A 19,856-nucleotide genomic window follows, 5' to 3' on the forward strand; every position below is an offset into this window, starting at 1 on the left:
GATGACACGGACGCGACACCGGTGTGACGCTTCGGTGATCGGCAGCGTCTCGGGGTTATCCCGCCGTGTCACGCCCTGACACAGGGGTAAGGGAATTTTTCCCTGTGTGGGCCATCGCCCGATGCGGACACTGCGAACGTCAACAAAAAACGCGTCCAACGACGAGGAGCCTCCGTGCGACAGTCCGTGCACAACCCGACCGTGTCCCCGCGCCAGCCCCATGCGCTGATCCGTCCCCATGCTGTGGCGCTGGCCTGCAGCATCCTGTGTCTTGCGCAAGCTACCGTGGCCGCAGAGGCCGCACCCGCAGAGTTGCCCATGGTGGCTGCGGTCAGCACGACACCGCTGCCGGGCATCGGGTTGAGCCGCGCCCTGTTTCCGGCGCCAGTGCAGTCGGCGCCCGCTCGTGAACTGCTCGACAGCGGTGCACTCGATCTCAGCGAGTTCCTGAACCGCCGTCTGGGTAGCGTCCATGTCAACGAGGTGCAGGGCAACCCGTACATGATGGACGTGAACTACCGGGGCTACACGGCGTCGCCCTTGCTGGGCACACCGCAGGGGCTGTCGGTGTATGTGGATGGTGTGAGGCAGAACCAGGCCTTCGGCGATGTGGTGCTGTGGGACCTCATTCCCAAAGCCGCCATTGCAGGCGTGACCCTGATGCCCGGTGCCAACCCACTGTTCGGTCTGAACACCTTGGGCGGTGCCCTGTCGATCGACACGAAAGATGGCCGTCGACATGCGGGCTCGGTGTTGGAGCTGGGTCTGGGGCAGTACGGACGCACGAGCCTGGGGCTTGAACACGGCGGTGCCAACGACAAGGGGCTGGACTGGTTCGTGGCCGGCACGGCATACCGTGAAAGCGGCTGGCGAGAAGACTCACCCACCCGTGTCGGGCAGTTTTTCGGCAAGGTGGGCTGGCGCGAAGGCGCCACCGACGTCAGACTGAGCTTGGCACATGCCGATTCCAATCTCACTGGCAATGGGCTCCAGCAGCAGGAAATGCTGCGCGCCGACCACAACAGCGTCTTTACCAAGCCGGATCAGACCCGCAATCGCGCCACGCAGCTGAACCTGCAGCTCAAGCACGCTCTGTCGGACCAGGCCGTGCTGACAGGCAATGCGTACTGGCGGCAGACGCGCACGCGGACCTTCAACGGGGATCTGAACGAAGAAGTGATCGGCGCGGGGGCGACGCCGGAGGACTGCGTGGCCGAGGCTGCCGTCAACGGCGAGCCGAACGAGACCTGCTCCGGCATCGCGACCCGCACGCGCACAAGTCAGCGCAACATGGGGCTGCAGGGGCAACTCAGCCTGCAGGGCACTCTGGCGGGCATGCGCAACCAGGGTGTCCTGGGTGCGGCCTTTGACACCAGCCGGCTCAACTTCACGCAGGGCTCCCAGTTCGGCTACCTGAACGCCGACCGCTCCCTGACCCTGGTCGATGCCTACGCCGACGGCACGCAGGATTCCGAGGATGCCTTCGACGCCCGCGTCCGGCTCAAGGGCCGCGTGTCGACGTGGAGCCTGTTCGGGAGCAACACGCTCTCGCTCAGTGACCGCTGGCACGTCACGGCGTCAGGCCGCTTCAATGACACGCGCCTGAAGAACACCGACCAGCTCTTCCCGTACAACAACGCCACGACGCAAGGCGAACAGCGGGGCTCACTGGACGGCAACCACCGTTTCCGTCGCTTCAACCCGGCGCTGGGCGTGAGCTTCACCCCCAGCCCGACCTACAACGTGTACGCCGGCTATGCGGAGAGCAGCCGCACACCGACCTCGGTCGAACTGGGTTGTGCCGACCCGGAATTCGGCTGCCGCCTGCCCAACTCCATGGCCGGTGATCCGCCACTCAAGCAAGTGGTCTCCCACACGTGGGAGGCCGGCGTGCGTGGCGTGCTGCAGGGCGGATGGAACTGGAACCTGGGGGCCTTCCTGGGCGACAACACCGACGACATCCTGTTCGTGGCCAACAATGCCTCGACCGGGTACTTCAAGAACTTCGGGCGCACACGCCGTCAAGGCCTGGAAGCCGGCCTCTCTGGTCGACAGGGTGCCTGGACGGGTGGCTTCAACCTGACATGGATGAAGGCAACCTATCAGAGCCGCGAAGAAGTGGGCAGCGAGTACCACAGCAACGCGAACACGGACAACGCCATCGTCGTGAACCCCGGTGACCGCATCCCGCTGATTCCGTCCCAGCTGCTGAAGGCCCATGTGGCTTACGACCTGAGCAGCGCGTGGCGTGTTGGCCTGGACATGCAGGCCAGCGGAGGCAGCTATGTGCGCGGCAACGAGGACAACGCCCACCGTGCCGACGGGGTCACCACCTTCGGCTCGGGGCGCTCGGCAGGCTATGCCGTGTTCAACCTGCACACGCGGTATCAGTTCGGCGAGGGCGTCAGCGTGCGCGTGGGCGTGAACAACCTCTTCGATCGTCGCTACGCCACGGCGGGGCAACTGGGCGCCCGGGCCTTCACGGCCAACGGCTCGTACACCGACGCGGGCGGCATCGGCACCACCTTCTATGCACCGGGCGCGCCGCGGACGGTGTGGCTGACGCTGCGTTGGGCGCTGTGATACGGCCCCACCCGGGGCCGAGGCTCCGGGGTGCGCGCAGGACGGGCCGTCAGCGCGGCTGACGCCCGTCGATCACGCCGTGCCTCAGTGCCAGGTGCACCAGCGCCGCCGAGGTCGAGACACCCAGCTTGTCCTTGATCTGGGTCTGGTTGTTGGCCACCGTCTTGGGGCTGAGGCACAGCAGGCGAGCGCACTCTGCGGGCGAGTGGCCTTCCGCCAGCAGGCGGAAGATCTCGAATTCCCGCTGACTCAGCGCTGCCAGCCGGTCGGCTTCATCCTGTTCGGCGCGGTTGAGCAAGGCGGGGGAAATGTCCTCGCTGAGGTAGCGCCCCCCGCGGTCCACGGCGCGCACGGCAGCCACCAGGCTGTCTGGCGGCGCGTTCTTGCTGACGAAACCGCGCGCGCCGCTGTCGAGTGCGCGTCGCACCATCTGCGCGGAGTCGTACATGCTGCACACCAGCACACGGGCCTGCGGGTCCCGCGCCAACACCTTGCGCAGCAGTTCGATGCCGCCTGCACCGGGCAACGACAGGTCGGTCACCAGCACGCTGGGCGACAACTGTTGCCACGCCACACTGCCCTCGTCCACATCGGCGGCTTCGCCCACCACGTGGATGTCGCCGTCCTGTTCAAGCAGGCGCCGGTACCCGGCCCGCACAACAGGGTGGTCATCAACGAGGAGCACGCGAATCCGGTTCATGTCTGAGCCTCCCTCCAGGGCAGATCGGCTTCGATGAGCAAGCCGCCGCCCTCTGCGGGGCGCAGAGCAAGCGTACCGCCCAGCGCGGCAACGCGCTCGCGCATGCCGATCAGGCCGTGGCCGCCGCGCCGCGAGGCGTCTGAGAGCGTGCCCGCGTCGTTCAGCCCGCAGCCGTCGTCCACGATGCGCAGGCGCACGGCATGCGCCACTGGTGAAGGGGTCAGCGTGATCTGCACGTGCGTGGCGCCGGCATGCCGGGCCACATTGGTCAGCGCCTCCTGCACCAGGCGGTAGACCGTCACGGCGACGTCGTCGGGCAGCCGGGATCCTGAGCCCGAGCCCAGATCGGCCACGCCCCGCGGCACGAACGCACACCCGATGCCCGTCTGCGTTTCCCAGCGCTCGCACAGCGCCTGCACGGCGGCTTCCAGCCCCAGGCTGTCCAGGTCAGGCGGCCGCAGACGGTCCAGCATCTGTCGGACCAGCAGGTGCAGGCGCTCTGCCGACTGGTCGATGCGCGCCGCGCTGTCCTGCATCGCGGCGTCTGCGGTGGCGCGCCCGATGTAGCGGGCGTCGGCTCGGATCGCGGTGCAATGCTGACCGAACTCGTCGTGCAGTTCGCGGGCCAGCGCGCGGCGTTCCGTGTCCTGCACGCGGATGAGGGCCTGTGCCAGTTCGCGGTTGTCGGTCAGGAGTTTCTGAGCCTGCTGTTCGGCTGCGATGCGGGCGGCCAGCACCTGGCGTCCTTCGTGAACCCGACGCCAGCTGAACCACACCAGTCCGAGCGACAGGCAGACCAGCGACAGCGGCACCTCGTCCAGCTGCCAGCGTTCGTGCATGCGCGTGAAAGCCAGCACCTGCTCGAACAGTTCCACCTGGCCCGCCAGCAGGAAAAACGACAGCACGACCACCGCCACGGCGATCGCGTCCCGATGCCATCCTCCTGAGGTCTGCAACTGCATGCCTGCCTGCCGTTCGTCAGGCGCCCGGGCGCGTGCGGTAGAACTGGATGGGTGCCGCAGCGACCTGGTTGAGCACCGATTTCTTCATCTTGCCCACCACGTGCATCTCGCAGGGCTTGCAGTCGAAGCGCAGCGTCAGCTTCTCCTTGCCGTTCACCAGCTGAAGCGGCGCCGCCTTCACCGTGCCCTGCACGCCTGTCACGCCTTTGGCCTGCTTGGGGCACAGGCTCAAGGAGAAGCGCACGCAGTGCTTGGTGATCATCAGGCTGACTTCGCCCAGCTCTTCATGGCTTTCGTAGGCCGCCTCGATCACCTTCACGCCATGCTGGGCGTAGAAATCGCGGGCCGCGTGGTTGTAGACGTTCGCCAGGTAGGTCAGGGTGTCTTCCGGATACGGCACCGGCGGGTCGATCGGCTCGGCGCGTGGCAGGCGCTGCAGGGCGGCTGCACGTGCGGCTTCCAGGGCGGCCACGGCATCGCGGCGCAGGCTGTTGAGGATCGACGCCGGCACGAACCAGGGCTGAGCGATGCTCAGGGTCAGTTCGTGCGCCTGGAAGATCGTCGTGCCCAGCTTGCCCAGGTGCTCGCGCAAGGTGGCTTCGGCCCGCTCCGGATTTTGCGCGGGCTGCTTGTCGCACACCACGCTCGCGTCGCCCACATGCCCGGTTTCGTCCGTCAGCGTCAGCTTCAGTCCCTCGGCCGTGTCGGCCAGGTTCATCCACAGGCCGATGCGGCGCTCCGCCGACTTCTTGCCGAGCAGGTTTTCCCAGGCGCGATCGCGGTTGCGGTTGATGGCCACACCCGACTTCAGGTCGGGCAGGGCCGCGATCTCTTCATTGGGGAACACGCGCCACAGCCGGCCCGCCTTGCCCACCGGCTCGGCCGTGTTCACCTGCACGCCCACGATGTCCTTGGTCAGCGTCAGGTAGTTGAGGCCATCGCCGTTCTCGATCGATTCGGCCTCCTCGGGATTGAGGGCCACGTCGAACCAGCGGTCGCCCACCTTGGCCACCTCGCCGATCGGCAGGCCCAGGTGCTTCGGGCTCTCGAACGCGCCGATGTCTTCCTTGCGGCCGTTCACGAAGTAGTCAGTGCTGCCGCGGTTGAAGTTGCGGTCCGGGTCGGGCTGGAAGAAGAAGGTGCACTCGCCGGCCGAGGCACGCGCCAGTTCCGGGCGCTCTTCCAGGATCTCGTCGAGCAGCACGCGGTAATGGGCGGTGATGTTCTTCACATAGCCCATGTCCTTGTAGCGGCCCTCGATCTTGAACGAGCTCACGCCGGCGTCGATCAGTGCGCGCAGGTTGGCGCTCTGGTCGTTGTCCTTCATCGACAACACGTGCTGCTCGAAGGCCACGACCTGGCCGCCGTCGTCCAGCACGTTGTAGGGCAGGCGACAGGCTTGCGAGCAGTCGCCCCGGTTGGCGCTGCGGCCCGTGTGGGCGTGGCTGATGAAGCACTGGCCGCTGTAAGCCACGCACAGCGCGCCATGGATGAAGAACTCGATGTTGGCGTGCGTGTTCACCGCGATGTCTCGGATCTGCTTGAGCGTCAGCTCGCGCGCGAGCACGATCTGGCTGAAGCCCACGTCCTGCAGGAACTTCGCTTTTTCGACGGTGCGGATGTCGGTCTGCGTGCTGGCGTGCAGCTGGATGGGCGGCAGGTCGAGCTGCAGCAGCCCCATGTCCTGCACGATCAGCGCGTCGACCCCGGCGTCGTACAGCTGCCAGATCAGCTTGCGGGCGGGCTCGAGTTCGTCATCGCGCAGGATGGTGTTCAGCGTGGTGAAGATGCGCGCGTGGTAGCGGTGGGCGTGCTGCACCAGCCGGGCGATGTCGCTGACTTCGTTGCTGGCATTGCTGCGCGCGCCGAACGAGGGTCCGCCGATGTAGACGGCATCGGCCCCGTGGTTGATGGCCTCGATGCCGATGTCGGCGGTCTTGGCGGGGGCGAGCAGTTCGATCTCGTGGCGGGAAGCGGGCATGGCAGGCGCAAAGAGCAAAGGGGACAGCAGCGCGCAACCCGGAGGGGCAGGGCGCCAAACCGCAGATACTAACGCCATGGTCGCCCGTTCCGCCCTTCATCCCCTCGCATCGCCCCGGTTTGACCGGCTGGACCGCCTTCGTGGCCTGGCCCTCTTGTGGATGGCCGCCTTCCATTTCTGCTTCGACCTGGCCAACTGGCGGCTGATCCAGGCGAACTTCTACGCCGACCCGCTGTGGACCACCCAGCGCACCTGCATCCTGTCGTTGTTCCTGCTGTGCGCCGGGGCAGGGCAGGCCATTGCGGTGCACCAGGGGCAGACCTGGGCGCGGTTCTGGCGTCGCTGGGCGCAGGTGGCCGGTTGTGCGCTGCTCGTCACCCTGGGCAGCATGGCGATGTTTCCGCGCAGCTTCATCTACTTCGGCGTGCTGCACGGCATGGCGGTGATGCTGCTGGTGGCGCGCCTGACCGCGGGCTGGGGACGGGGTCTGTGGGTGGCGGGCGCAGTGGCCATCGTGCTGCCGCACGTGTTCCAGCATCCGGTGTTCGACGCAGCGTGGCTGGACTGGACCGGGCTCATGACCCGCAAGCCCATCACCGAAGACCACGTGCCGCTGCTGCCCTGGCTCGGCGTGATGTGGTGGGGGCTGGCTGCCACGCAGTGGATGCTCGCCCATCGACCCGGCTGGCTGCAGGGCTCGGATGCTGCGACACGCGCTTCAGGCGACAATACGCACCCCGCCCAGACGCCCCTGTTTCCGCGTGTGTTGAGCACGCTGGGTCGCTGGAGCCTGACTTTTTACATGGTGCACCAGCCGCTGTTGATCGGTGCGCTGGCCGCCTGGATGACGCTGACCGGCCGCGCAATCCCGGCCTGAGGCGTTGCTCCATCCCTCACCGAAGGACGTTCCCGATGACGCAAGACGAACTGAAGACCCTCGTGGGCCGCGCGGCCCTGGATTACGTGCAAGCCGGCAGCATTGTGGGCGTGGGCACGGGCTCGACCGTCGACAAGTTCATCGACGCGCTGGGCGAGGCGCTCAAGACCGACCCGAAGCGGGTGGTGGGCGCGGTCTCCAGCTCGGTGCGCAGCACGCAGCGCCTGGAGGCGCTCGGCATCCCGGTGCTGCCCGCTGAAACCGTGACCGAACTCGGCGTCTACATCGATGGCGCCGACGAGATCGACCACGGCGGCAACATGATCAAGGGTGGCGGCGCCGCCCTGACCCGCGAAAAGATCGTCGCCGATCTGGCCCGCCAGTTCGTCTGCATTGCCGACGAATCCAAGCTGGTGCAGGTGCTCGGCAAGTTCCCGCTGCCGGTCGAGGTGATCCCGATGGCCGCTGCCCAGGTCATTCGCGCCTTCGCCAAGCTGGGCGGGCAGGGCAAGGTGCGCGAGGGCTGCACGACCGACAACGGCAACCTGATCGTTGACGTCACTGGCCTGCAGATCACCGATCCGGCGCGCTTCGAATCCGATGTCAATCAGATTCCCGGCGTGGTGACGGTGGGTGTGTTTGCCCGCAACAAGGCCAGCGTCTGCCTGCTGGGCACCAGCCAGGGCGTCAAGACCCTCCAGTTCTGACGCCGCCTCGGTGCGGTGGGTGCCGCACCGGTGGACACATCACTGGCTGATCAGAACCGGAACCCGGGGGGCGCGCTGCCGCCCCGGTTCCCATTGCCTCCCGAGGGCACCGGCTGCACCGGCTCCACCGTGGACATGGGGCGGCCGCCCGTGCCAGCGGCCCCCGACGCCTCACCGGCCACGGGCGCAGGCGCGACCAGTGGCTGCGGTGCAGGCCATTGGTAGGTGGCAGGCAAGGCCGACTGCGCCGGGTAGCCCGCAGCATCCAGATAGGACACCCACTCGCTGTGGGAATAACCCTGCAGTTGCTTGGAGCCCACGCGCAGCACCGGCAGCCCGTCGGTGTTCTCGGCGCGCTGTAAGGCCTTCGCGTCTTCCGCCGTGGTGACCGTTTTCTCGGTGAAAGGCACACCGCGCGCTTTCAGCATCTGGCGACCCGCGTCGCACGGCGCACATCCCCGTCCCGTGTACAGCACGACCGGATAGCGGCCGACCACCTGCTGCAGGGCGTAGGGCAACCTGTCCGCGGAAACCGGACTGCCATCGGCCTTGAGCGCCTGCGCTGGCTGATTGGGCGGAGGTCGGTCGGTGTAGGTCACCTTGCCATCTGGTCCGACCACCTTGTAGAGGGCCCAGGCGGGCAGGGCCAGCATCAGGGCCGAAGCCCCGAGCAGCAGGGATGCCGGGATGAACAGTGCAGGTTTGCGGTACATCGATGAGACGGTGTGGGCGTATGGGTTCAGCTCATGCCCTGGTGGCGCAGCAACGCATCGATCCGGGGCTCACGACCGCGGAAGGCCTTGAAGTTGTCCATGGCCGCGCGGCTGCCGCCGGCTTCCAGGATGGCTTCACGGTAGCGACGGCCCACCTCCGGGTTGAGCACGCCGAGCGCGTTGGTTGCCGCTTCTTCAAACGCCGCATAGGCATCCGCCGAGAGTACCTCAGCCCACTTGTAGCTGTAGTAGCCGGCTGCGTAGCCACCTGCAAAGATGTGTGAAAAGCTGTGTTGGAATCGATTGAAAGCCGGGGGAATGTTGACCGCCACTTCCTTGCGCACGGCATCCAGTACCGCTTGCACATCGGCCTCGCAACCCGGCTGAGCGTGCAGGCGCATGTCGAACAGCGCGAACTCGATCTGCCGCAGCGTCTGCATGCCGCTCTGGAAATTCTTGGCTGCGGTCATCTTGTCGAACAGCGTACGCGGCAGGTGCTCGCCCGTGTCCACGTGGCTGGTGAGTTTCTGCACCACGTCCCATTCCCAGCAGAAGTTCTCCATGAACTGGCTGGGCAGCTCGACCGCATCCCATTCGACGCCGCTGATACCCGCCACCCCGATGTCGTCGACCTTGGTCAGCATGTGGTGCAGGCCATGACCGAACTCATGGAAGAGGGTGGTGACGTCGTCGTGCGTCAGCAGGGCTGGCTTGTCACCCACGCCTTTGGCAAAGTTGCAGACCAGATGGGCCACGGGGGTCTGCGTGGCGCCGTTGTCCGGGCGCTTCCAGCGGCCACGCACGTCGTCCATCCACGCACCCGGGCGTTTGCCAGGACGGGCGTAGGGGTCGAGATAGAACTGGCCGACAAGCTGACCAGCGCGCTCGATGCGGAAGAAGCGCACCGACTCGTGCCAGACCGGGGCGGTGTCCGGCTTGATCTGAACCTCGAACAGGGTTTCGATCAGGCCGAACAGGCCCTTAAGCACCGTCGGCTCGGTGAAGTACTGTTTTACCTCCTGGTCGCTGAACGCGTAGCGGGCTTCCTTGAGCTTTTCGCTCACGAAGGCTACATCCCAGGCCTGGAGGTCGTCGATGCCGCATTCGTCCTTGGCGAAGGCGCGCAGCTCGGCCATGTCCTTCTCGGCAAACGGGCGGGCCCGCTTGGCGAGGTCCAAGAGGAAGTCCATGACCTGTTCCGGGCTGGTGGCCATCTTGGGCACCAGCGAAACCTGAGCAAAGTTCTGGTAACCCAGCAGCTGGGCCTCTTCCTGGCGCAGGGCCACGATGTCACGCATCAGGCCGGAGTTGTCCTTGTCGGCCGGACCGAACTCGGATGCGCGGGTGCTGTAAGCGCGGTAAAGCGTCTCGCGCAGCGGCCGATGGGTGGCGTACTGCATGACCGGCAGGTAACTCGGCATATGCAGGGTGAGCTTGTGTCCGTCCTTGCCTTCCGCTTCTGCTGCGGTCCGTGCGGCGGCCACGACGTCGGTCGGCACGCCGGCCAGTTCGTCGGCCTGCGCGTAGTAGGCGTAGGCGTCGGTGGCGTCCATCACGTGCTCGGAGAAAGCCTGCGACTTCGCCGCTTGTTCCTCCTGGATGGCCGCAAAGCGTGCTTTCGCCTCGCCCTGCAACTCGGCGCCACCCAGTACAAATCCGCGCAGCGCGTTGTCCAGCGCCCGCTGACGGGCGTGGCTGAGGCGCTGCTCGGCGGGCAGTGCCTGTTGCGCCTCGTTCAGGGCCTTGTACTTGGCGTAGAGGCGTTCGTCCGAGCCCAGGCGGGTGTAGTACTCGGTCAGGCGTGGCAGGTTCTCGTTGTAGGCCGCACGCAGCTCGGGGGTGTCAGCGACGCTGTTGAGGTGGCCCACGGCGCCCCAGGCGCGCCCCAGCTTCTCCGTGGCGACATCCAGCAGCAGCGACAGGGCGTCGTAGTCGGCCGGCACGTCGGGACCGGTCACCTTGGCCAGGGCTTCCTCGGCCTCGGCCAGCAGCACGTTCATGGCGGGCGTGACGTGCTCTGGCTTGATCTGGTCGAAAAGCGGCAGGCCGGTGGTGTCAAGCAAGGGGTTGGTGCTCATGGTGTCCTTCAAGGGGCCACGGGTGGCGGCCCCCCGTTGTGTCGCTATGGAGACTGCCCGAGGGCAGTCGGTCGCTTCGGCGTCAGGCGCGTTGGGCAGCGGTACGCTCGGCTGCTTCCATCGTGTTGACGAGCAACATGGTAATCGTCATCGGGCCGACCCCGCCGGGCACGGGGGTGATGTAGCCAGCCACCTCCTTGATGCCTCCGAAGTCGACGTCGCCGCACAGCTTGCCGGCGTCATCGCGGTTCATGCCCACGTCGATGACCACAGCGCCGGGCTTGACCATGTCGGCCGTGAGTACGTTGCGCTTGCCCACGGCGGCCACGACGATGTCGGCCTGGCGGGTGTGGTGGGCCAGGTCTGCCGTACCACTGTGGGTGACCGTGACCGTGGCGTTGGCCTGCAGCAGCATCATGGCCATGGGTTTGCCGACGATGTTCGAGCGGCCGATCACCACCGCGTGCTTGCCCCGCAGGTCCTTCATGCCGATCGATTCGAGCATCTTCATGCAGCCATAGGGCGTGCAGGCCTTGAAGCCGACTTCGCCCACCATCAGGGCGCCAGCGCTGGCGACGTGGAAGCCATCGACGTCCTTGAGGGGCGAGATGGCCTCGATGACCTTGTGGTCATCAATGTGCTTGGGCAGGGGCAGCTGCACCAGGATGCCATGGATGCTGGGGTCGTTGTTGAGCGCCTCGACGCGGGCCAGCAACTCGGCCTCGGTCATGCTGGCATCGTACTTTTCCAGCACGGAGTGAAAGCCGACGTCTTCACAGGCCTTGACCTTGTTGCGCACGTACACCTGGCTGGCCGGGTTGTCGCCGACGAGCACGACGGCGAGGCCCGGCTTCATGCCTCGGGCGGTCAGGGCAGCGGCGCGTTCGGCGACCTCGCTGCGGAGTTGCTTGGACAGGGCGTTGCCGTCGATCAGTTGGGCGGTCATGGGTACTCCAGGGCAGAAGGGGGGTAATCGGAAAGCGGAAAGGAAAAAGGCCGCTGAGGGCGGCCTTTTGATACGAGACACGGGAAGGGTCGACCGGTCTCCTGTCAGATGGGTTTACTTGCTTGCAGCCGGGGCGTTGGCACCCAGGGCGATCTTCAGCAGATCGGCCACCGTGTTGGCGTTGAGTTTTTCCATCACGTTGGCGCGGTGGGCTTCCACGGTCTTGATGCTGATGCCCAGGTCATCGGCGATCTGCTTGTTTAGGCGGCCGGCCACGATGCGTTCCAGCACTTGCGCCTCGCGGGTGGTCAGGCGGGACAGCAGGGCTTCCCGGCTGGCTGCTTCCTGCGACTGCGAGAAGGCCGCACGAGCCTGATCCAGCATGCGCTCGACCAGGGCCACCAGCGCGTCTTCCTTGAAAGGCTTCTCGATGAAGTCCATCGCGCCCTTCTTCATGGTGTTCACGGCCATGGGCACGTCGCCGTGGCCGGTGATGAACACGATGGGCAGCGGGGACTTGCGCTCCAGCAGCTTGTCCTGCAACTCAAGGCCACTCATGCCGTCCATGCGGATGTCGGCGATCAGGCAGGCGACTTCACGCGGATCGAATCGGGCCAGGAACGATTCGGCGGAGTCGAAGCAACGCACGCGGTAGTCCTTGCCTTCGAGCAGCCATTGCAGCGAATCGCGCACGGCCTCGTCGTCGTCAACCACATACACGGTGCCTTTTTTCGGAATCAAGCTCATGGGTTATCGGCAAGCAAGTCGTTGGAAGGGGGCGGGAGGGAGTCCTGGAACTCCTCGGTACCGACCGCATCGATGGGTAGGGTGAAGATGAAGCTGCACCCGACGACCATGGAACCATTGTAGAGGTTCTCTGCCTTGATCCGGCCGTGGTGTGACTCGATGATGGAGCGGCACAGACTGAGGCCGATGCCCAACCCTTCCGCCTTGGTGGAATGGAAGGCTTCGAACAGCCGTGCCAGCATCTCTTCCTTCATGCCCGGACCGCTGTCCAGCACGGCAAACTCCACGACCTTGCCCTGGTCGTCCAGTACCTTCTGCTGAACCCGCAGGTCGATGTGGCGACGTGATTGCGGCATCTGCGCACCGTCGATGGCCTCCGCCGCGTTCTTCAGCAGGTTCAGCAACACCTGCTCGATCAGGATCGGGTCGGCCATGATGGTGGGCAGGCGCGGCGCGATCTGGGCATTGAGGGTGACCCGGCGGCGCTTCATCTCGAACACCGCCAGCTCCATCACGGCGTCGGTGATGTCGCGCACGCGCGCGGGCTGCCGCTGAGGTTCGCTGCGCTTCACGAACTGCCGGATGCGGTGGATGATCTGACCGGCGCGCTGAGCCTGGCGCGAGGTCTTGTCGAGCGCGCTGATCAGCTGTTCGTTGTCGATGTTGCCCGATCGCACACGGCTCATCATGCCGCTGCAGTAGTTGGAGATGGCAGCCAGCGGCTGGTTCAGCTCGTGGGCGACGGTCGACGCCATTTCGCCCATGGTGATCAGCCGGCTGGTGAACTGGGATTTTTCGGCCTGGCGCGCCGCAGCCTCTTCAGCCTGCTTTCGGGCCGTGATGTCGGTGGCGATCAGCATTTGGGCCAGGTTGCCGTCGGTCCACTGAACATAGCGGGCGCGTACATCGAACCACTTCTGCACGGTGTCGAGGAACACTTCGCGGGAGTCGCTGCCGGCAGCGGTCAGCTCCTGAGCGGGCAGGCCGCCGAAGCTGTCCACGGCTTCATCGGCCTCACCTTCATAATCGGGCTGCAGCTCGCCGCCGGTCAGCTGGGCGTGTGCATCGGGATTGCCGCCGAACCACAGGCGGTAGGAGCGGTTGGCGAACAGGAGTTCACCGCGTTGCACGGACATCACCGACACGGCGGCGTCCAGCCCTTCCAGCACCGTGGTGAAGCGTTCGTGTGCGGCAGTGAGCTGGTCGCGGACACGCTTGGCCTCGGTGATGTTGGTGATCGATGTCATCCAGCCGGTCTGATCGCCCTGGGCGTCGATCAGCGGCGAGACGTACATGCGGGCATCGAACTGGCTGCCGTCGCGCCGCTGCATCACCACCTCGATGCCACCCATGGGGCTGCGACCCAGCAGTTCCTGCTGGAACATGCGGTTGAATTCGTCGATGCGGTCCTTGGGCCAGTAGGGGTAGGGCGGGACGCAGCCCAGCAACTCGGCCTCCGAGAACCCGGTCATGGCGCAGAAGGCCGGGTTCACGTAGGTGATGCGGCCTTCGAGGTCGATGGTGCGCATGCCGGTCAGCATGGAGTTCTCCATCGCACGCCGGAAATTGGTTTCCTGCACCAGCGTTTTCTGGATCTGAGCGCGGCGACGCATGTGGCGCAAGGTGCCCATCAGTGTCCACACCGTCAGAGCCGAGAGCGCCACCACCATCCAGAACAGGGTGCTGCCGATCAGGCTGGACGAGGTGCGGAACCCCATGCCCCGGAGGATCAGGCCGTTGCCGACCGGGGTCACGATCACTTCATGGACGAAGGTCGGCTTTGCCGAGCTTTCGGTGTGGCTGCCCACGGTGCTGGTGAGCGTTTCGCCGTCGAGCCGCACCAGCGCCATGGCGTGGCGGCTGGCCACCTCGCGCGGCACCAGGTAGCGCATCATCGCTTCGAGCGAGTATTCGGTGACCACGGTGCCGACGAAGCCGCTGCGGTCGATCAGGGGGATGTGGACCTGGATGACCTTCGTGGCCAGCGGATTGGTGTACGGCTGCGAGTAGACGGGCTGACTTCGCTCGCGGGCCAGACGGAACGCGCTGTGGGATTCCTTGACGTCCTGAAGAGGGTTGTAGACATCAAGCTGGCGGCTGAACTGGTCGAGGTCCATGCCCTGGCCGGGCTCGAGCAGCATGCCCATGGTCGACTGGCTGGCGCGGATCTGCTCGTTGGCTTGCACCCAGGACACGCTGATCACTTCCGGGCGGGCCCGGACGAAATCGGCCGCCTGCTTCATGAACTGGTCCTGGTTGACCGTGCGCATGGAGATATCGCGGGCCAGTCGGAGCAACTGCTCCTGGTTTTCGATCAGGCGCAGGCGAATCTGCTGCTGCACGACCTCGGTGTCGCGCTTGACCGATTCCTGCTCCCGTTCGATTTCTTCGTTACGCAGGTACCAGAACGCCGCGGTGATGGCCGCGAGAAAGAGCAGCACGGAGACCAGCGGGCCAAGGGTGGCGTAACGGTCCTGCTGACTGGGGCTCTGTTTGCGCCACCAGCGCCAGAACAGGCGCGTGGGCTGTCCGGCTGTGGTCATCACGGGTACCACCTGGCTGTGGCTGGAAGACGAAAAAGGCATGGCGGGATTATCAGTGCGGACTCCCACATCGGAATCGGGGGGAAAGCCGGCTATATTGCCTGGGTTTGGCGCCTCGCCACCCCTGGGGTGTCAAACGACATCGTGACCCGATTCCTCGCGTTTATCCACGTGTTCGGAATCCGGCCAAGTGCCCATACTGGGGCGCAAGGCCACTTACACCAGGAGACTCACCCCATGTCTGCCCATGATCCTTTGCCGTCCGCCTCGCTGGACCTGGATCCCCAAGAAACCCGCGAGTGGCTGGACGCCCTGTCCGGCGTCATCGAGACAGAGGGTCGCAACCGCGCCCATGACCTGCTCGAGACCGTGCTCGACCACGCCCGCCAGGCCGGCATCGACATGCCGTTCTCGGCCACCACGGCGTACGTCAACACCATCCCGGCCGAAGACGAAGCGCGCTGCCCCGGCAACATCGAGATCGAAGAGCGTCTGCGCGCCTACATGCGCTGGAACGCGATGGCGATGGTGGTGAAGGCCAACCGGCACAACCCGGAAGACGGCGGTGACCTGGGCGGTCACATCGGTTCGTTCGCCTCGCTGGCGCACATGTTCGGCGCCGGCTTCAACCATTTCTGGCACGCCGAGAGCGAAGGCCACGGCGGTGATTGCATCTATTTCCAGGGCCACGTGTCGCCCGGCGTCTACGCCCGCGCCTTCCTGGAAGGCCGCCTGACCGAAGAGCAGCTGCTGCATTTCCGCCAGGAAGTCGATGGCAAGGGGCTGTCGAGCTACCCGCACCCGAAGCTGATGCCGAACTTCTGGCAGTTCCCGACGGTGTCGATGGGCCTGGGCCCGCTGATGGCGATCTACCAGGCGCGCTTCCTGAAGTACCTGCATGCCCGTGGCATTGCCGACACGTCGAACCGCAAGGTGTGGGTGTTCTGCGGCGACGGCGAGATGGACGAGCCGGAATCGCTGGGCGCGATCGGCCTGGCCGCCCGCGAGAAGCTCGACAACCTGATCTTCGTGGTGAACTGCAACCTGCAGCGCCTGGACGGCCCGGTGCGTGGCAACGGCAAGATCGTGCAGGAGCTGGAAGGCGAATTCCGCGGTTCGGGCTGGAACGTGATCAAGCTGCTGTGGGGCAGCGACTGGGATCCGCTGCTGGCCAAGGACAAGGATGGCCGCATGCGCAAGATCATGATGGACATCCTGGACGGCGATTACCAGGCCATGAAGGCCAACGACGGCGCCTTCGTCCGCAAGAACTTCTTCGAGCGCGACCCGCGCGTGGCCGAACTGGTCTCGAAGATGACGGACGAGCAGATCTGGGCGCTGCGCCGTGGCGGCCACGACCCGCAGAAGGTGTACGCCGCCTACCACCGTGCAGTGAACCACAAGGGCCAGCCGACCGTGCTGCTGATCAAGACGGTCAAGGGCTTTGGCATGGGCAAGGCCGGTGAGGGCAAGAACACCGTTCACCAGACCAAGAAGTTGACGGACGACGACATCCGCTACTTCCGCGATCGCTTCAACATCCCCATCCCGGACAGCGAGCTGCCGAAGATTCCGTTCTTCAAGCCGTCTGAAGACTCGCCGGAGATGAAGTACCTGCACGAGCGCCGCAAGGCCCTCGGCGGTTACCTGCCGAGCCGCCGTTCGCGCGCGGAGGAGCAGTTCACCATTCCGCCGCTGGAGACGTTCAAGGCTGTGCTCGAGCCGACCGCGGAAGGCCGCGAGATCTCGACCACACAGGCCTATGTGCGCTTCCTGACGCAGCTGCTGCGTGACAAGGAGCTGGGCCCGCGCGTCGTGCCCATCCTGGTCGACGAAGCCCGTACCTTCGGCATGGAAGGCCTGTTCCGCCAGGTCGGCATCTACAACCCTGCGGGCCAGCAGTACACCCCGGTCGACAAGGACCAGGTGATGTACTACCGCGAGGACAAGGCCGGCCAGATCCTGCAGGAAGGCATCAACGAAGCCGGCGGCATGTCGAGCTGGATTGCGGCGGCCACGAGCTACAGCACCTCGAACCGGATCATGATCCCGTTCTACGTGTACTACTCGATGTTCGGCTTCCAGCGCATCGGTGACCTGGCCTGGGCGGCCGGTGACATGCAGGCGCGCGGCTTCCTGTTGGGCGGCACATCGGGCCGCACGACGCTGAACGGCGAAGGCCTGCAGCACGAAGACGGCCACAGCCACATCCTGGCCGGCACCATCCCCAACTGCGTGTCGTACGACCCGTCGTTCGCGCACGAGGTGGGCGTGATCCTGCACCATGGCCTGAAGCGCATGGTCGAGAACCAGGAGAACGTGTTCTTCTACCTGACGCTGCTCAACGAGAACTATGCGATGCCGGGCCTGAAGCAGGGTACGGAAGAGCAGATCCTCAAGGGCATGTACCTGCTGGACGAAGGCCAGGCCGGCAAGCCGGCGGTGAACCTGCTGGGTTCGGGCACGATCCTGCGCGAGTCGATCGCGGCCAAGGCGCTGCTGGAGTCCGACTGGGGCCTGACCGCCAACGTGTGGAGCTGCCCGAGCTTCAACGAACTGGCCCGCGACGGCCAGGACGCGGAGCGCTTCAACATGCTGCACCCGCTGGAGACGCCGAAGCTGTCGTTCGTGACGCAGCAGCTGCAGCCGTTCGACGGCCCGGTGGTGGCCTCGACCGACTACATGAAGAACTACGCCGAGCAGATCCGCCCCTTCATCCCGAAGGGCCGCAGCTACAAGGTGCTGGGCACGGACGGCTTCGGTCGCAGCGACTTCCGCAGCAAGCTGCGCGAGCATTTCGAGATCAATCGCCATTACATCGTGGTGGCCGCGCTGAAGGCGCTGGCCGAAGAAGGCAAGGTGCCCGCGGCCAAGGTGGCCGAGGCCATCCAGAAGTACGGAATCAAGGCCGACAAGGTCAACCCGCTGTACGCCTGAGCCCGTCACGGGCTGCCGATGCCGGCCGTGTGTGTGAGCTTGCCCTGTGGCAGGTTCGCGCCGGCCGGTCCACGATCCATTCAATTTCTTCGTCCGTGACGGAGCACAAACATGGCATTGATTGAAGTGAAGGTCCCTGACATCGGGGACTTCGACGAAGTGGCGATCATCGAGGTGCTGGTGAAGGCCGGCGACACCGTGAAGGCGGAACAGAGCCTGATCACGGTGGAAAGCGACAAGGCCTCGATGGAGATTCCGTCTTCCCACGCTGGCGTGGTGAAGGAACTCAAGGTGGCGCTGGGCGACAAGGTGAGCGAAGGCTCGGTGGTGTTGGTGCTGGAGTCTGCTGAAGCAGCGGCTGCAGCGCCCGCTCCGGCGCCTGCAGCGGCCCCTGCTGCAACTCCGGCCCCGGCCTCGGCTCCGGCAGTTCCTGCTGCCGCTCCCGCGCCCGCCGCAGTTGCATCGGCCGGCCCCATCGAGGTGGTGGTGCCCGACATCGGCGACTTCGACGAGGTTGCCGTGATCGAGCTGCTGGTCAAGGTGGGCGACACCGTGAAGGCCGAGCAGAGCCTGATCACCGTCGAGAGCGACAAGGCGTCGATGGAAATCCCGTCGTCGCATGCCGGGGTGGTCAAGAGCCTGCTGGTGAACCTGGGTGACAAGGTCAGCAAGGGCAAGCCGATCGTGGTGCTCGAAGGCGCTGGCGGTGGGGCTGCGCCTGCTGCTGCACCGAGCGCACCGGCTGCGCCAGCGGCCGCTTCGGCACCAGCGCCGGCTGGCGCGCCGGCGGTGGCCAGCGCCCCGGCTGCGCTGCCTGCTCATCAGCCTGGCACGCCGAGTGCCGCGCTGCCCCATGCGTCGCCCAGCGTGCGCAAGTTCGCGCGTGAACTGGGCGTGCCGCTGGTCGAAGTGAAGGGCTCGGGCCCCAAGGGCCGCATCACGCAGGACGACGTGCAAGGCTTCGTCAAGGGCGTGATGTCGGGCGACACGCAGACCGCCGCGCAGAAGGCCAAGGCGCCTGCGGCCGCACCCGCCGCGGCAGGTGGCGCGTTCCCGGGGTTGCTGCCCTGGCCGCAGGTCGACTTCGCCAAGTTCGGCCCGGTCGAGCGCAAGGACTTGTCGCGCATCAAGAAGATCTCGGGCGCCAACCTGCATCGCAACTGGGTGGTGATCCCGCACGTCACCAACCACGACGACGCCGACATCACCGATCTGGAAGCCTTCCGTGTTCAACTGAACAAGGAGAACGAGAAGTCGGGCGTGAAGGTCACGATGCTGGCTTTCATGATCAAGGCGGCCGTGGCGGCGCTCAAGAAGTTCCCCGAGTTCAATGCCTCGCTGGACGGCGATCAGCTGGTGCTCAAGAACTACTTCCACATCGGCTTTGCGGCAGACACGCCGAACGGCCTGATGGTGCCGGTGATCAAGGATGCCGACAAGAAGGGCATTCTGCAGATCAGCCAGGAGATGTCGGAGCTGGCCAAGAAGGCCCGCGACGGCAAGCTCAGTCCGGCCGAGATGCAGGGCGGATGCTTCTCGATTTCGTCGCTGGGCGGCATCGGTGGCAAGTACTTCACCCCCATAATCAATGCGCCGGAAGTGGCCATCATGGGCGTGTGCAAGAGCACCATCGAGCCGAAGTGGGATGGCAAGGCCTTCCAGCCGCGCCTGATGCTGCCGCTGTCACTGTCGTGGGATCACCGCGTGATCGACGGCGCCGCCGCTGCCCGCTTCAATGTGTACTTCGCGTCGCTGCTGGCGGATTTCCGCCGCATCGCGCTCTGATGAGGAGCACGACATGGCAATGATCGACGTGCAAGTGCCGGACATCGGTGACTTCAAGGATGTGGCCATCATCGAGGTGCTGGTGAAGCCCGGCGACACGGTGAAGGCTGAACAGAGCCTGATCACGGTGGAAAGCGACAAGGCCTCGATGGAGATCCCGTCGTCGCATGCCGGGGTGGTCAAGGAGCTGAAGGTCGCGCTGGGTGACAAGATCAACCAGGGCACCGTGATCCTGACGCTGGAAGCGGCAGAGGCTGCGGCTTCGGCACCGGCAAACGCATCTGCACCCTCAGCTGC

At 65.7% G+C, this 19,856-nt stretch carries 14 protein-coding genes; 6 read left to right on the forward strand and 8 right to left on the reverse strand.

Annotated features, from left to right (window positions below; translation table 11 throughout):
* Positions 1–174 precede the first annotated feature (174 nt).
* On the forward strand, positions 175–2,583 hold the full coding sequence (locus QZ709_RS17850; protein ID WP_294638811.1) for a TonB-dependent receptor: 2,409 nt from the start codon (positions 175–177) through the stop codon (positions 2,581–2,583).
* Between the two features lie 49 nt (positions 2,584–2,632).
* Here the strand turns inward: QZ709_RS17850 and QZ709_RS17855 are convergent, their stop codons facing one another.
* From QZ709_RS17855 to QZ709_RS17865, 3 genes are read right to left on the reverse strand one after another with little or no spacing between them, the layout of a single operon-like run.
* Positions 2,633–3,283: a response regulator transcription factor gene (locus tag QZ709_RS17855; RefSeq protein WP_294638813.1), complete on the reverse strand. Its 651-nt coding sequence runs from the start codon at positions 3,281–3,283 to the stop codon at positions 2,633–2,635.
* Positions 3,280–4,245, reverse strand: a complete 966-nt coding sequence (locus QZ709_RS17860; protein ID WP_294638814.1) for an ATP-binding protein — start codon at positions 4,243–4,245, stop codon at positions 3,280–3,282. Before QZ709_RS17860 ends, QZ709_RS17855 begins: the two co-directional genes overlap by 4 nt.
* A 16-nt stretch (positions 4,246–4,261) precedes the next feature.
* Positions 4,262–6,226 (reverse strand): U32 family peptidase, encoded by a 1,965-nt coding sequence (locus tag QZ709_RS17865; RefSeq protein ID WP_294638815.1) that lies wholly within the window; start codon positions 6,224–6,226, stop codon positions 4,262–4,264.
* 76 nt (positions 6,227–6,302) lie between these two features.
* Here QZ709_RS17865 and QZ709_RS17870 point away from each other — a divergent pair, with 76 nt between their 5' ends.
* Both QZ709_RS17870 and rpiA read left to right on the forward strand, forming a co-directional pair.
* Positions 6,303–7,103, forward strand: coding sequence for a DUF1624 domain-containing protein (locus tag QZ709_RS17870; protein ID WP_294638816.1), 801 nt, complete (start codon positions 6,303–6,305; stop codon positions 7,101–7,103).
* Between the two features lie 35 nt (positions 7,104–7,138).
* Positions 7,139–7,810, forward strand: coding sequence for a ribose-5-phosphate isomerase RpiA (gene rpiA / locus QZ709_RS17875; RefSeq protein ID WP_294638817.1), 672 nt, complete (start codon positions 7,139–7,141; stop codon positions 7,808–7,810).
* A gap of 50 nt (positions 7,811–7,860) precedes the next feature.
* On the opposite strand, the gene QZ709_RS17880 is transcribed toward rpiA, so the two are convergent.
* The 5 genes from QZ709_RS17880 to QZ709_RS17900 all read right to left on the reverse strand — a co-directional run bounded on the left by QZ709_RS17880 (position 7,861) and on the right by QZ709_RS17900 (position 14,879).
* Positions 7,861–8,523 (reverse strand): DUF4124 domain-containing protein, encoded by a 663-nt coding sequence (locus QZ709_RS17880; protein WP_294638818.1) that lies wholly within the window; start codon positions 8,521–8,523, stop codon positions 7,861–7,863.
* A gap of 26 nt (positions 8,524–8,549) precedes the next feature.
* A complete protein-coding gene (locus tag QZ709_RS17885) occupies positions 8,550–10,601 on the reverse strand; it encodes a M3 family metallopeptidase (RefSeq protein WP_294638819.1) in 2,052 nt (683 codons plus the stop codon).
* Positions 10,602–10,683: 82 nt separating this feature from the next.
* Positions 10,684–11,547, reverse strand: coding sequence for a bifunctional methylenetetrahydrofolate dehydrogenase/methenyltetrahydrofolate cyclohydrolase FolD (gene folD / locus QZ709_RS17890; RefSeq protein WP_294638820.1), 864 nt, complete (start codon positions 11,545–11,547; stop codon positions 10,684–10,686).
* Positions 11,548–11,661: 114 nt separating this feature from the next.
* Positions 11,662–12,294, reverse strand: a complete 633-nt coding sequence (locus QZ709_RS17895; RefSeq protein WP_294638821.1) for a response regulator transcription factor — start codon at positions 12,292–12,294, stop codon at positions 11,662–11,664.
* Positions 12,291–14,879, reverse strand: coding sequence for a PAS domain S-box protein (locus tag QZ709_RS17900; protein WP_294638822.1), 2,589 nt, complete (start codon positions 14,877–14,879; stop codon positions 12,291–12,293). Before QZ709_RS17900 ends, QZ709_RS17895 begins: the two co-directional genes overlap by 4 nt.
* Positions 14,880–15,074: 195 nt before the next feature.
* Here QZ709_RS17900 and aceE point away from each other — a divergent pair, with 195 nt between their 5' ends.
* The 3 genes from aceE to QZ709_RS17915 form a co-directional block, all read left to right on the forward strand.
* Complete coding sequence (gene aceE / locus QZ709_RS17905; RefSeq protein ID WP_294638823.1) at positions 15,075–17,774, forward strand: pyruvate dehydrogenase (acetyl-transferring), homodimeric type; 2,700 nt, start codon at positions 15,075–15,077, stop codon at positions 17,772–17,774.
* A 111-nt stretch (positions 17,775–17,885) separates the two neighbouring features.
* Entirely contained in the window at positions 17,886–19,559 is a 1,674-nt protein-coding gene (gene aceF / locus QZ709_RS17910) for a dihydrolipoyllysine-residue acetyltransferase (RefSeq protein WP_294638824.1), read from the forward strand.
* Between the two features lie 13 nt (positions 19,560–19,572).
* On the forward strand, positions 19,573–19,856 hold a 284-nt coding region (locus QZ709_RS17915; protein WP_294638825.1), incomplete at its 3' end, for a biotin/lipoyl-containing protein.

Source organism: uncultured Aquabacterium sp. (genome assembly GCF_913773725.1).
Taxonomy (GTDB): domain Bacteria; phylum Pseudomonadota; class Gammaproteobacteria; order Burkholderiales; family Burkholderiaceae_C; genus Aquabacterium.